The sequence below is a fragment of the Bacillus cereus group sp. MYBK95-2 genome (genome assembly GCF_051915225.1).
Classification (GTDB): domain Bacteria; phylum Bacillota; class Bacilli; order Bacillales; family Bacillaceae_G; genus Bacillus_A; species Bacillus_A cereus.
The window spans coordinates 61,925-74,561 of record NZ_JBQAEH010000014.1 but is presented as its reverse complement, the minus strand read 5'-3'; the positions used below and the strand labels follow the sequence as shown (position 1 = coordinate 74,561).

Below are 12,637 nucleotides of genomic sequence, written 5' to 3'. Positions count from 1 at the left end.
ACGTGCCAATCCTGGGAAACAATCGAAGTCAGATAAAATAATTACGTTGTTTCCTTGAAAACCTTGGAATGTTGCACTTGTAGGTGGTTGGCAATCATATTGAAGAACAATGCAAGTACCAGGAGTTAATGTTCTTAAGAATTGTAATAACTCTGGATTATTATTCACCTGTCTAATGTTTTCTTCTTTTCGGTGATGATCTCTCCGATTATCACATCTATTGAAATCACAAGCTCCACCAAAACCAAAACCCATAAAATTACCCCCTTTCGTTCGTCAGTATATCTTATGCTCGTCTAGAAAGGATGGTGTGAGTATAGGAGTCTAGTTAAGTGTGGATTTTTTATGTAAATATGAAAGTGGCTTAATAATACCATCTTTTTTCGCTTCATTTACCTAAATTGAATAGAAATTTTATCTTTATTTGTTAACATTACATGTTGTCATCCCGATACGTTTTTTTTCTTTATTTTTGTATAGTGTTTAGGCATATCTATTTGTTATTTTTTCAATGCTAATAATTGTTATGAACTTACAAATGGAAAAGATAGCTACAGGATTAATCTTGTAGCAGCAGTAATCCACCTATTTTAAGTGGGATTATTTTTATATGTAAAGAAATGGCACCCTAAGAATCCTTCCTCAGAAGCCGGAATTAAACGTGTATAAAAAAATGTATTTTTATCACAATGTAAGTTAGTTCCTGTAGCATTCACTCCAGTACCAGGTACAGATTCCACCGAGTTATAAGAGCAAAATTGTTTGTATAAGGATATATTCGTAAAAACATTGAACATGCAGGCAGTGGATGTAATTCAGTGCCATTTAATTGGAATGTAAATGTTCCATTTTCTGGTTTGACAGAAGATGATTTTCGATCATTAGCATTAGTGACTTCTTCCTCAGATACTACACATCGTTTTATTAATCCTAAAAACGATGATTTACCAAACTAAAATAATTAGGTTTTTAAAAATACAGCTTTTTATTAAGAACAATCATGCTGCGAATTAGTCATTGCTCAATTCTTTGAATTAGGCTTTTCTCCTTGTCCAACAGAATTAAACGAAACATTTGATACTCTTCATAAAAAATTGTACTAGGTCTTACTGTAGGATCTTTCAAGTACAAGTATAAAACAAAAAAACATTGTCTTTTTTATTATTATAAAACATATATAATGATGAAATGGTCGCGTATGAAAACATATTTTTAGGAGTTTCATAAGTGGGGGTGAAGGTGTTGGTTAAGCCATGGGTTGGTAAGGGGATATGGAACATAGTTTATAAAGGGGAGATACTAAATGCTCAAGATGATTCACGCGAAATAAGAGAAAATAAGAAAAATGAAAAATCAGAGAAAAAAGCGAGAGCAATACAAGCAGAGAAAAAAAGTAAAGAACCAAATTCAAAAAAAGAAACTAAGGCATTTAAATTTGAGAAAGAATCAAAGAAAAAAAGTATAGATTCAGGATTGAAAATAGAGACTTCAGTACGTTCAATAAAAGTTAAAATTCCATTTTCTATTATTTCGGATGTTACTAGTTTTATAAAACCGCCCAATATTAATGTGAAAAATCAAGAAGTATTTGTATTTCGTAATGAAAAAGATGCAAGAAGGCGTGAATTGGATTCTAAGTTAGTAACTACAACGCAATATTATCATGGAGAAATTAATTGTAATTTAGTTTCTTCCAAACTTCATGAAAAGAGAGTGCTTTTAGAACTTTCTAATCAAAAAGCAAAAAGGAATATGAAAGAGAGTAGGGTAGGAACATCTTCGTGGATTCCTATCCACGGTATATTATTAGAGAGGGAAGTTGAAGCGGATGTAAATAATTTAATAGCTGCGAAACTACCAATAGAGATAGGGAGGTATAAAGGTGAAATTAGTTTAATAGAAAAGGTAGTTTTTAAAGAGAAAATTATAGAAATAAAGGAGATAGCACAGGAAATTATTTTGACAAAAAAAGAATTCCTATTGCCAAAAATAATAAAGAAAGGGCAAAATCCATTTATAGTTGAAAAAGGAAGCTTATGTGTAGAAGGTTATATATTTCAATGTATTGAACTTATATCAGAAGAAAGTAAAACTCATGATAAGCTTTATCAGTTAATGCAAAATATTGTATTAGAATTAACTATCCAATTACTACAAGAACAGGACGTTTGTGTGCGGATTACATAAATAATCATATCTCCATCAATCAGCTGAAATTTTTTTCAGGATTATGTAACAGAGAGAAACAAAAAAGGGGCTAGCAAGTTTGCAATTAAGTTAGGAAAAATGTATTAGAAGTTAAGTAATAACGATGATTCGTTTTAATTAGAAGACCTAACAATGGGATAGATTAATATTTTTATGGCTTTACAGTACTGTAAGTTTTTATGGAATGAATAAGTAAGTCTGTTTAGAAATAAAGAAAAGACACTCATATAAGAGTGTCTTTTCTAATAGTTTTTTAGCAGAAACAAGCAGCTCCAACTATGATTAATAAAATAAATAATACAACCAATAAAGCAAAGCCACCAGCAAATCCGCCGCCACAACTACCACCGTAACTCATAAATTTTCCTCCTTATGGTAAGAGGGTAAAACAAGGGGTAACTCAAGTGTCTTAACGGGGTCACTGTACTTTATGCTTTTATAAAGTAATTGAGCAGGTCCTTTTAAAAAAAGAAAAGCCTTATGGTGCCTTCAAAAATTTGATTTACTGTATTTGCTAGTTGGAAGGAGATGGGATCCTAGATACTGCAAAACTTGTGCCGTTACTTGCTAAAAATTGACCAGCTAAATTAGATGTAGCAGCCGTTAAGCATTTCCCTTACTGTATCAGTGTAGACCCTTTCCATGTTCGTCTGTCCTTTCTGAATTAAATTTGTTAGAGAAATATGTATGCTGAAACTGGATGGGCCAGTCTATTTTTGAAGTGAAACAATAGAAAACTGTCTCACACTGGATACCTGACAAATAAGTTTGAATTAGAACACAAAATTGAAAAGGGTGATTGGGTTACAGATTGGTCTGATGACATTGCAGAAACTGATGTATTACAGGGAGTAGTAGCTGCAGGGATATCTGTATTTAACGCTAATCCAACTGCTTTTTTATACTGGATAAATGAATTAGCAAATCGTACTATTTCATCTCGGCCGTAAACTGATGTTGTGCATCAGTTTACGGCCGAGATGAAGAGAGTACCTAATGAAATAGCTGCAGATGTTATTAGACAAGCAATTCAAGGGGAAAGTCCATTAGAGACCTTTAAAAGATTTGATACATTTGATTTTAAAGCAGGGCAATAAGATATTCTGGTAGAAATATGGCTTGTGGAAATACAATATCTACTACTTAGGGAATGAAGCTTTATATTGCACTTAAAGTGCGCTACATTTATAAACATGAAGATAAACAAAGGGGAGAATAATTTCTAACAGTGGAAGCAATGAATGTACTTGTTCCTATAAACAATATAGAGAAGTGATGTTTATATAACTCAAGGAAGATGGGGCTTAAATTGAGTAGCATCTTCTTTTCTATTTAAACTCCACATGAAATTTATTGTCAATGATTCCAAAAACAACTTTACAAGGGAAAGGATTTTTTCTACTGAAGCAGCACGCTTACAAGAAAATACCTAATATTCCAGTTCTAAAGGTAAGCGGAATACTTGAATATTACCATCCATGTTTTTTACTGTTGAGATCGGTGTATTTGCCCTGGTTGTAGCAAAACCGTCCGTTTTTATCATTGCTACTGCATCATTAGTATGAAAACTGGTGTTTAAAACTTCGTATCTCTTTTCATCTTCCTCATTGATAATTATAGAAATACTTAAATAAGGATAGTTATTTACATCATTTCATCTCTATAATATATAGCTTCAATGAACATTAAAATAATATGTGGAAGTTTAAAAATATAATTAAGAATAGGTTTCAAATGGGTTGGTTACATTATTAATTGTGGAGGTGAGAAAAATGAACAAAAAACAACAAGGTTATAACAAGGAAACTTCTGGTGCTAGCATTCAAAGTACAAATGCTAGCTATGGTACAGAGTTTGCAACTGAAACAGATGTGCATTCTGTGCAAAAACAAAATGCACAATCAGCTGCAAAAAAATTACAATCTTCTAGCTCTAATCAATAATGAAGGGAAAACACTTCTCTATCTTAAGAGAAGTGTTTTCTCAGCCTGTAAAGAAAATTTTCTCTACAGCCTATTTTTATGTCTGAACAAATACATAATGTATCATTAGCAACTTTAGATGATGAGTTTGACACAGTCTTAAAAACTGAAGATTTCTTTTAGAGAAACTGAAATGGTGCCTTTAACTGGTTCACATCCTTCAGCAAACATTTCATATGAACTTGAGTGTCTTTTCTCCGTCATTACCAATGATAGTTTTAACTTCACTGTAGCTCCTGCTGTTTTGAATTTGGTCGAATTCAAAACAGCAGGAGCTAACTCCAGGTTTATTTTTGAGAGCTTCTTCTTTTTTGTCTCTTCTTTAGCAGCCGTTGCTTGTGTTTCTTGTTTTGGATCAGTAGAACCTTTTTCTTTCTTGTCGTCCTCTCCACCTAATGCCGCTGCACTGGCACCAAGTACGATTAAACCGATAAAACCTAAATACTAAAAATTTTAAATTTTACCTATTATATAGTTCCTTTAATGATGAAATGTAAGATTTTAGAAACGGCCATAATGAAAATGGCTACAACTATTTTATCGAATGAAAATAAAAAAAGAGAGATTCCGCTTATGTAAAGATCATTTATGTAGTATGGAACATTTAATAATTATGATAAGTGCAAGCATTGTAAGGAGGTGTGTACATGAATGAAAAAAATGAGTTTTTGAGTGGATCAGCGTTTGATCCGAATTTACTTGGTCCGACATTGCCACCTATTCCTCCATTTACTTTACCCACTGGAGCGACAGGGCCTACAGGTCCGACTGGGATCACAGGATTCACTGGCCTGACGGGAGCGACAGGACCTACAGGCCCGACTGGGATTACAGGATTAACTGGCCAAACGGGAGCGACAGGACCTACAGGTATAACAGGGGAAACTGGAATTGGTATAACTGGCCCTACAGGACCTACTGGTGTAACAGGCGGAAGTATTATAGCTTATGGAGCCTTGTATGATAGATCTACTATACTTCGTACAGCGAATGTAGGCCAAAAAGTAGTTTTCCAGGATCCTGGTCCATCCTTAGGAACGAATCTTGATTTATTAAATAATAGTATTCAAGTATTGAATGATGGTATATATGAAATTAGTATGAATTTAACAGCAAGGCTCTTTAATCGCGATTTAACGCCTGTAGATACTATCTTAAGATTCAGGTTATATATTAATGACCTTACACCTGTTCAAGAAAGTGAATTTGAAGGCACAACATCTATAAGTGCAGATGTCCCTGTATCCGTTACGAATGCATATACCATTGGAAAAACAATAATAATTAGATTAAATGCAAATGATTCATTAAGTATTATAATTGATTTTGCACAAGGTGAAATTTCTACTTATGGAAATTCGTCTATAGTCGTAACAAGAATTGCAGATTAATATCGGGTGTTAGAGAAATAATTTTAATAAGAAGATGAATAGTAAAAAAGAGGACCGTCGAGTTCTCTTTTTTATATATTGTGAGACTATGGAGTGAATGTTTATTGAGGCAAGCCTGCAACGAATATGGATCGTACTAAATTTGTTCTTGCAGGATATAACGTATTTATCATTTTAGCCAAGAAGACTCCTTCCTCAAGGAGCGTGAAGGGTCCTAGCCCAGTGAAGTAGGTGGGAGATGAATTGGCTTTGAACAAGGGATGGCAGGAAGCCATCTTAATTGTTCGACATACAGAAAGTATTACTTCACTATTTACCGAATGTACGTTCGGTGTATAATAGTTATATACCGAAATGGAGGTGAATGGAATGATGATCAATAAAGCCTATAAGTTTCGTATCTATCCAAATCAAGCACAAGCAATTCTAATTAACAAAACGATTGGTTGTTCCCGCTTTGTATTCAATCATTTCTTATCCTTATGGGATCACGCATACAAAGAGACAGGAAAAGGCTTGACCTATGGTACATGCTCTGCCAAACTTCCTGCCATGAAGAAAGAGTTTGTTTGGCTAAAAGAAGTGGATAGTATTGCGATTCAGTCGTCTGTTCGCAACCTTGCGGATGCGTATACGCGCTTTTTCAAAAAACAAAACAGCGGACCGCGTTTTAAATCTAAGAAGAACAACGTACAATCTTACACCACAAAACAAACAAATGAAAATATTGCCGTTGTAGGGAACAAAATAAAGTTGCCGAAACTAGGCCTTGTTCGATTTGCTAAAAGTCGCGAAGTAGAGGGACGTATTGTAAATGCGACTGCTAGACGAAAACCTTCTGGCAGATATTTTGTGTCACTATTAGTTGAAACAGAAGTACAAGAACTTCCGAAAACACATTCTTACATTGGAATAGATGTAGGACTAAAAGATTTCGCTATTTTGTCAGATGGAAAACCCTATAAAAATCCAAAGTTTTTCCGATCATTAGAAGATAAGCTGGCGAAAGCACAGCGTGTTCTTTCTAGAAGAATGAAAGGATCTTCTCGCTGGAATAAACAACGAGTAAAAGTAGCTAGAATTCATGAATACATATCAAATGCTAGAAAAGATTACTTGGACAAAATCTCAACCGGAATCATCAAAAACCACGATGTTATCGGTATAGAAGATTTGCAAGTATCGAATATGTTAAAGAATCATAAGTTAGCAAAAGCAATTAGTGAGGTGTCTTGGTCACAGTTTCGAACTATGTTGGAATATAAAGCAAAATGGTATGGCAAACAAGTTATTGTCGTATCGAAAACATTTGCTTCCAGCCAATTATGTTCTTGTTGTGGATATCAAAATAAAGATGTTAAAAATCTGAACCTACGTGAATGGGACTGTCCTTCTTGTCGTACACACCATGATAGGGATATTAACGCAAGTATCAATCTAAAGAATGAAGCGATAAGGCTTCTAACCGCAAGGACTGCGGGGTTAGCCTAATCAATTAGAGTTCGATAGAACTCTTTACTTAGGAATCCCTCACTTCTAAACGAAGTGAAAGTGGGGGTAGTTCAATTCAGGTGATATTGGCGAAGCGGTGTACACCCTTACATGTCCAGCGACATTAGAAAATATTAAAGGATTTAATTTAGGTTATTTTACTGAAAAGTTAACAGCTTTTTGCGAAGATAGTTGGAAGTAATTTGAAATTTAAGTAAAAGGTTACCATGTCGTTTAATAGGCTACTGGTTAGGACTACAAATGGCGATTGAGCAATTAGAGAAAAACAAAACTTCGGTAAAAGCAGTAACTTTATAACAAAATAGTTATTTTAATAAAAAACGAGGAAATGAGGGGAGTGAAAGAAAAAGAACCCTTTATATAAAGGGTTCTTCTGGTGATTTAATCTATTAATTGCACTCGTGGTAATATTCATCACATGAATCGTTATTATCATTACAGCAGATACAAAACGTTTTTTGAATAAATAAACTAACTACACTAGTAGGGCCTTCCTGTTTTGTAAGAGTAAGACTTTGAAAATCTTCAACTTGAAATATTTTTGTTTGAACAGGTTGTAATGTAGTAGTAATTGGTACGCTAGATCTTCTTGTTAGAATAGTTACTTGAACGGGTGCACTCATACCCACAACGAATAACTGAATTAATGTTTTATTATGATTGTTTGTTAAATCCTCAAATACAATTTGTGGAGCGGTGGTTTCAAGGAAAACAGATATAGGTATATTTCCATTTGTATTTTCTGCAGAACCAGCTATCGTATGAGTTTCAATAAAACAGTTGTTTTTTTGGTCGTTCGAATGCGATTGATTTTTATAATATTTTTTACCTTCTTTATAAAAGTAATCAGCCATATGAATTTAAAGCTCCCTTCTATTAGATATCTATATAGTCTATTTAATAAAGCGAAGTAGTGCTTGTACAACATAATAAAATCCGCTCTCGTAATTACTTGAAAATTAAAGAGCACCATCCAGGGCGCTCTTTATACCTCATTATAACGAAAGTGACGAACTCACATTATACAAAAAGGTAGTATTAAAGTATGTAAAAGTATGAAATTGGTGAATGGGTTCAAACAAATTCTTTATTTAAGTAAAAAGAGCGCTCCTTATACCTCATTATAACGAAAATAATGAACTCACATTATTTTGAAAGGTAGTAGTGTATGTCAAGACATGAAATCATTGTATGGATTTAAATGAAATTTTTCTTTAATAAAAAAAGAGCACACATATAGGTGTGCTCCTAGACTAAAAGGTTTGAACGTATGGACTGGAGTGCCCCATACAATAATATATGCTTGTCTGATTTAAGGGTGCAAAGTTTTTTATAAAAACGCTATTTAAATTAATGTGTAAAATACCATATGTAACCTAGAATAACTAAGCAAGTAATTCCAAGTGTAATTAATAAATATTTAAGGGTCGTGAGTACTGTTTTCATTGAATACCACCTAAGTTTTTAATTATTTTAGTATTTAGTCAGGTATTTATGTATATAAAGATTTCATTTTATATTAATTCGAAGCGCAAAAAGAGCACTTAGAAAAGTGCCCTCGTGATGAGACCTATTTTATAACGACTATTTTATAGAGAAAGGAACTCAAAATATTATATGTGAGTCCAGTTCATTGAGTGCTTTTTTACAAATAAAGAGCAGTTAGCAAAATTAACTGCTCTCCAAAAAAAACGTTAAGAAGGAAGTTCAGAACTCAAGTGTATTTATAGTATGGACAATGTTTATGGATTTATTCAAGGGGGACTGGATAATGTGTACTCATTGGGAAAACGCATTTAAAGAATTTTTTAAGAAGCAAGAGCAGCTAGCAAAAGCTAACTGCTCCGATTAAAAGGTTCCGGCTGCAAACACTGTTAAGAAAGCAGCCTATGGATAGTATGCGCAAAGTTATGATGATTATTCGAATGAATCAAGGATAGCTAACGAAAGTTAACTGTCCAGCCCTTAAAGAAAGGGAGGAATTAATGGGTATATAAAAATTCCTCCATCTATAATGTTAACGGAATATTGAGTTTTATTCATTGGTAGAGGGGAAATGAAAGAAAATATCATTAAATTAACTGAAATAACAGTTTATTTAATCTATCTTGTGACAAAGATATAGAGTATTACATGGGGTTGTACTTAAAGGAAAATTGGAAAGAACTATTCGAAGATACCAGGTATATATGTGATGCTTCTTTTGAAGGTATCCAAATGGTTGCTAAGGTAAGCATTCTCACTATATAGAAGCGATGAATACGCTTAGAAGGGCAAGTAACTATATTGATCGAGAAACACTAAATGATAATAACTTAGACAAGCTTAATAGAATTAAAGAAATAATTAATTTTTAACAAAATATTCTTTTTAATATAAGTGGTATGTAACTTAAAATTACAGTTAGAGTATAAACAGAATTGGAAGAGTTATATGGGGATAGAATTTAATGAAAGTTTTATTTTAAAAGAAAGTGGTGATACAAATGTATATCTGTCCAAAATGTTTAGAATGTTTCGCTGATCAATATGAGCTTTTTGAACATTTTACATTGTGTGGAGCGGATAATGATTTTTAAGTATTTTAATAAATTTAAAGATGTAGTTGGTTTATAAAGTTGATTTAGTAAGATGTATAAAATCAATATAGAATTACGTTTAACAAATTTGCATAATTCCTAAAAATACTTTTATAAGACGTTATTATAAAATAAGAAAGTAAAGAGAAATTTGAAATTATTAACCGTAAGATGGGAAATTGAATAGGATTATATTAATTACTTAATGCTGGGATATGTTTTAAATGGAAAACCAATTTAAAGAAATATTTGGTGCATGGGTAGCAGCAATTGGAACTATTACTTCCGCTATTGGAAGTACGCCTTTTGATTTTATAAGCAGTAATGTAAGAAAGGATTTAAATGTTTATGGAAACGTATTGCAAGCTGTTGGAAATGCTTTAGAAGCTGATGGTCAAGGAGAAGTGTCGCTTGAACAAATTGGTAATGAAATCCAATCGATTGGTAATGTTACTGTAATATCCGGATTGATTATTGAGTTTAAAGAAGAAACACAAATTAAATTAGTGATTGCTGGGAATTGGACACAGGCTTTGGGTGGACTTACAGCATTAGCAGATGAATTTGAGGATACATCCGATAAAGATGAATCCTTAAATATTATAGGAAACTTATTACAATCAATTGGGAATTCGTTACAAGCAATAGGAGGTATTGAACAATTAAAAAGTATCAGGAATGAGGACCGATCTAATAAAGAAGGTAATGTAAATGATGGGGAGAAAGATATAGACACTCAGGTAAATATAAAAACTAATGAAAATGAAGAAGGGAAACTAATAGATATTATAGGAAGTTGGGTTCAAGCAGTTGGTTCTGTAATTTCATTAATTGGACAAATTCGTGAAGAGAGTGAGGAATTGGAAGGGAACGATGAATAGAGTGATTTAATAGAACAGTTAACAAATAATTATTTAAAAGTGAAAGCAAACAGAATATAGTCCGGCTAGAAAACTAGAGGACACCAATTCATTAAAGCGGCAAGTAAAGCTGTTTTAGGAATAGGTGTCCTTTATATTTTGAAAGGGAGATGGGGAATATCTTTTTTATATGCTTAGTAGGATATGTTGTTGGGGATTCCCTCTCATATTTCCGACACTCATAATTGATAGACCTGATGAAAGCACGATTTAGTGAGGGTGTTGAGAAGGCACAATGAATATTTAAATACATTTACGGTTACGTTAATGAATGTTACAAATATATACTTTTATTACTCTTAATAGAAGATGAAAAATTTATGGGTAAAGCTATTGAAGTTGCACTTCACGGAATTGTTGTCCTAGACACAGGAGGTGATGAAGATAATGATGAATTAGAAATTCGTGGTACCCTTATTGCACAGGCAGGATTTTCACCAAGCAGTATTCGAGAAACACGTCAAATGTGGCATAAAAGGAATAATGATGGTGTAAGTAGCGCTCAAGGTGACATTCACGTACACCTAGTTCGTAACTTCTAAACTATGGTTCTTAATGATTTTGAAGTATTAGTTATTGGGGGGCACATAGCGGAGGAAGATACATTCAATGCAGATGATTACATGGGACACAATTTCGTAACACTAACTCAGGCTGAAATTGTCAATTTCCATCCTGATGGAAAAAATTTCCCTATATTTTTTCAGAATCTACCCAGCAGGTTCGAGTTGATTATACCGTAAAAAAGATAAACCTTTAAGGTATCCGTACATTTTTTCAAAGAGAATAACATTTTCTTGCCTAACTATCATGAAAGAATAATGTATTCTTTCATACTGTGTGTTAGCCTCATGGGCAGCTAATGGGGGTGTTTGTATGACTGTTATCGCTAGCGTAAAAACTTGCCTTGCTAGTAAAAGGGGAACTCAAACAAGCTTAAGCTCTTTTTCCCTAAATTCTACAGAACGATGAAGCAAAACGCGTATTTCATGAATGTATACTAGAAATGGACAGTATCATCTCTGATTTAAAGGATAGAGTTTCAATATTAGAAAGTGAAGAACATTAATATAAATGGTGTTAAGTAGATTGGAGGAAATGACTATGTCTCACCTACCCGAATGGACGCTTGTTATTCTCCGCTCTGTATTCATATTAATTGTTTTATTCGCTATCACAAAATGTTTAGGAAAAAGGCAAATTTCTCACCTTTCCTTTTTTGAGTACATAGCGGGAATGACAATTGGTAGTATCGCGGGGCAAGTATCTACAGGGCTAGACCAAAAGTTTTTCCACGGCGTTTTTGCCATACTTACTTTCGCATCGTTTCCTTTTTTTGTCGGAATTCTTTCTTTAAAAAACAAAACGGCTCGAGATTTTTTTGAAGGGAAGTCTACAGTTTTAATAAAGGATGGCAAAGTACTTGAAGATAATTTAAAGAAAGAAAAATATACAAGTGATGAGTTACTCGAACTTCTTAGAGGTAATGGTGCATTCAGTATAGCTGAAGTCGAATTTGCTGTCTTAGAACCGAGCGGAGAATTAAATGTGTTATTAAAGAAAGATTCTCAACCACTTACTGCAAAAAATCTCGGTTTAAAAGTGCCAAATGAAAAAGAACCACAAAACGTTATTATGGATGGGAATGTACTAGATGAACCTCTTTCTGCAAGTGGGCATAACCGCGCTTGGTTACATTCTGAATTAGAAAAACTTGGTGTTGTCATCGAAAATGTGTTTCTCGGTCAAATTGACTCATATGGACAACTCACTATCGATATTTACAATGACAAACTCCAAATGCATTCTCCTCAAAACAAACCTTTATTATTAGCATCTCTAAAAAAATGTCATGCTGATCTTGAGCTATTTTCTTTAGAAACAAAATCGAAAAAGGCAAGTGAAATGTATGCTAAAAATGCACAAAAAATTGAAGCTATTTTAAACAAGACAGCTTACCTTTTAAAGGAATAAAAGGGTAGGCTGTCATCTTTATATTTTAGCGAATGAAAACAATATATAGGGAGAGTACTGCATGCACATCAC

10 protein-coding genes and 7 pseudogenes are annotated in these 12,637 nt (G+C 33.3%); 13 read left to right on the top strand and 4 right to left on the bottom strand.

The window, feature by feature from the left end; all coding sequences use genetic code 11:
* Positions 1-255: hypothetical protein (locus ACTFN4_RS28170; RefSeq protein WP_439963150.1), on the bottom strand; the 255-nt coding region annotated here is incomplete at its 3' end.
* Between the two features lie 414 nt (positions 256-669).
* Here ACTFN4_RS28170 and ACTFN4_RS28165 point away from each other — a divergent pair.
* Positions 670-1,103: pseudogene (locus tag ACTFN4_RS28165) on the top strand (DUF7852 domain-containing protein); the annotation flags it as partial.
* Between the two features lie 139 nt (positions 1,104-1,242).
* The gene (locus ACTFN4_RS28160) at positions 1,243-2,187 is read left to right on the top strand and encodes a BC_2427 family protein (RefSeq protein ID WP_439963148.1); all 945 of its coding nucleotides are present in this window, start codon (positions 1,243-1,245) and stop codon (positions 2,185-2,187) included.
* 274 nt (positions 2,188-2,461) lie between these two features.
* Here ACTFN4_RS28160 and ACTFN4_RS28155 read toward each other — a convergent pair whose 3' ends face one another.
* On the bottom strand, positions 2,462-2,566 hold the full coding sequence (locus ACTFN4_RS28155) for a YjcZ family sporulation protein (protein WP_098282266.1): 105 nt from the start codon (positions 2,564-2,566) through the stop codon (positions 2,462-2,464).
* A 385-nt stretch (positions 2,567-2,951) separates the two neighbouring features.
* Between ACTFN4_RS28155 and ACTFN4_RS28150 the strand changes: the two are divergent.
* A pseudogene (locus ACTFN4_RS28150) lies at positions 2,952-3,355 on the top strand (hypothetical protein); the annotation flags it as partial.
* Between the two features lie 181 nt (positions 3,356-3,536).
* Here the strand turns inward: ACTFN4_RS28150 and ACTFN4_RS28145 are convergent.
* A pseudogene (locus tag ACTFN4_RS28145) lies at positions 3,537-3,832 on the bottom strand (hypothetical protein).
* A 133-nt stretch (positions 3,833-3,965) separates the two neighbouring features.
* On the opposite strand from ACTFN4_RS28145, the pseudogene ACTFN4_RS28140 reads away from it, so the two are divergent.
* The 5 genes and pseudogenes from ACTFN4_RS28140 to ACTFN4_RS28120 all read left to right on the top strand — a co-directional run.
* Positions 3,966-4,142, top strand: a pseudogene (locus ACTFN4_RS28140) (gamma-type small acid-soluble spore protein); the annotation flags it as partial.
* Positions 4,143-4,323: 181 nt separating this feature from the next.
* Complete coding sequence (locus ACTFN4_RS28135) at positions 4,324-4,638, top strand: hypothetical protein (RefSeq protein WP_439963147.1); 315 nt, start codon at positions 4,324-4,326, stop codon at positions 4,636-4,638.
* Positions 4,639-4,837: 199 nt separating this feature from the next.
* Complete coding sequence (locus ACTFN4_RS28130; RefSeq protein WP_439963146.1) at positions 4,838-5,581, top strand: exosporium leader peptide-containing protein; 744 nt, start codon at positions 4,838-4,840, stop codon at positions 5,579-5,581.
* Between the two features lie 369 nt (positions 5,582-5,950).
* On the top strand, positions 5,951-7,072 hold the full coding sequence (gene tnpB, locus ACTFN4_RS28125) for an IS200/IS605 family element RNA-guided endonuclease TnpB (protein WP_439963145.1): 1,122 nt from the start codon (positions 5,951-5,953) through the stop codon (positions 7,070-7,072).
* 70 nt (positions 7,073-7,142) lie between these two features.
* Positions 7,143-7,390, top strand: a pseudogene (locus ACTFN4_RS28120) (hypothetical protein); the annotation flags it as partial.
* Positions 7,391-7,482: 92 nt separating this feature from the next.
* Here the strand turns inward: ACTFN4_RS28120 and ACTFN4_RS28115 are convergent.
* Positions 7,483-7,947 carry an exosporium protein D gene (locus tag ACTFN4_RS28115; RefSeq protein ID WP_098282269.1) on the bottom strand — a complete coding sequence of 155 codons (465 nt, stop codon included), beginning with the start codon at positions 7,945-7,947 and terminating at the stop codon, positions 7,483-7,485.
* A gap of 1,246 nt (positions 7,948-9,193) precedes the next feature.
* On the opposite strand from ACTFN4_RS28115, the pseudogene ACTFN4_RS28110 reads away from it, so the two are divergent.
* The 5 genes and pseudogenes from ACTFN4_RS28110 to ACTFN4_RS28090 all read left to right on the top strand — a co-directional run.
* Positions 9,194-9,450: pseudogene (locus tag ACTFN4_RS28110) on the top strand (hypothetical protein); the annotation flags it as partial.
* A gap of 445 nt (positions 9,451-9,895) precedes the next feature.
* Entirely contained in the window at positions 9,896-10,552 is a 657-nt protein-coding gene (locus tag ACTFN4_RS28105; protein WP_098853023.1) for a DUF6944 family repetitive protein, read from the top strand.
* Positions 10,553-10,911: 359 nt separating this feature from the next.
* A complete protein-coding gene (locus tag ACTFN4_RS28100) occupies positions 10,912-11,133 on the top strand; it encodes a hypothetical protein (RefSeq protein ID WP_439963144.1) in 222 nt (73 codons plus the stop codon).
* A 334-nt stretch (positions 11,134-11,467) separates the two neighbouring features.
* Positions 11,468-11,660 (top strand): annotated as a pseudogene (locus ACTFN4_RS28095) (DUF1657 domain-containing protein).
* A gap of 35 nt (positions 11,661-11,695) precedes the next feature.
* Positions 11,696-12,565 carry a DUF421 domain-containing protein gene (locus tag ACTFN4_RS28090; RefSeq protein WP_098853025.1) on the top strand — a complete coding sequence of 290 codons (870 nt, stop codon included), beginning with the start codon at positions 11,696-11,698 and terminating at the stop codon, positions 12,563-12,565.
* The last annotated feature ends 72 nt before the right edge of the window (positions 12,566-12,637 follow it).

Excerpts from the sequence above, each read along its gene's own strand:
- ACTFN4_RS28155 (WP_098282266.1), bottom strand. The coding sequence starts at position 2,566 with ATGAGTTACGGTGGTAGTTGTGGCGGCGGATTTGCTGGTGGCTTTGCT.
- ACTFN4_RS28135 (WP_439963147.1), top strand. The coding sequence starts at position 4,324 with ATGGTGCCTTTAACTGGTTCACATCCTTCAGCAAACATTTCATATGAA.
- ACTFN4_RS28130 (WP_439963146.1), top strand. The coding sequence starts at position 4,838 with ATGAATGAAAAAAATGAGTTTTTGAGTGGATCAGCGTTTGATCCGAAT.
- tnpB (WP_439963145.1), top strand. The coding sequence starts at position 5,951 with ATGATGATCAATAAAGCCTATAAGTTTCGTATCTATCCAAATCAAGCA.
- ACTFN4_RS28115 (WP_098282269.1), bottom strand. The coding sequence starts at position 7,947 with ATGGCTGATTACTTTTATAAAGAAGGTAAAAAATATTATAAAAATCAA.
- ACTFN4_RS28105 (WP_098853023.1), top strand. The coding sequence starts at position 9,896 with ATGGAAAACCAATTTAAAGAAATATTTGGTGCATGGGTAGCAGCAATT.
- ACTFN4_RS28100 (WP_439963144.1), top strand. The coding sequence starts at position 10,912 with ATGGGTAAAGCTATTGAAGTTGCACTTCACGGAATTGTTGTCCTAGAC.
- ACTFN4_RS28090 (WP_098853025.1), top strand. The coding sequence starts at position 11,696 with ATGTCTCACCTACCCGAATGGACGCTTGTTATTCTCCGCTCTGTATTC.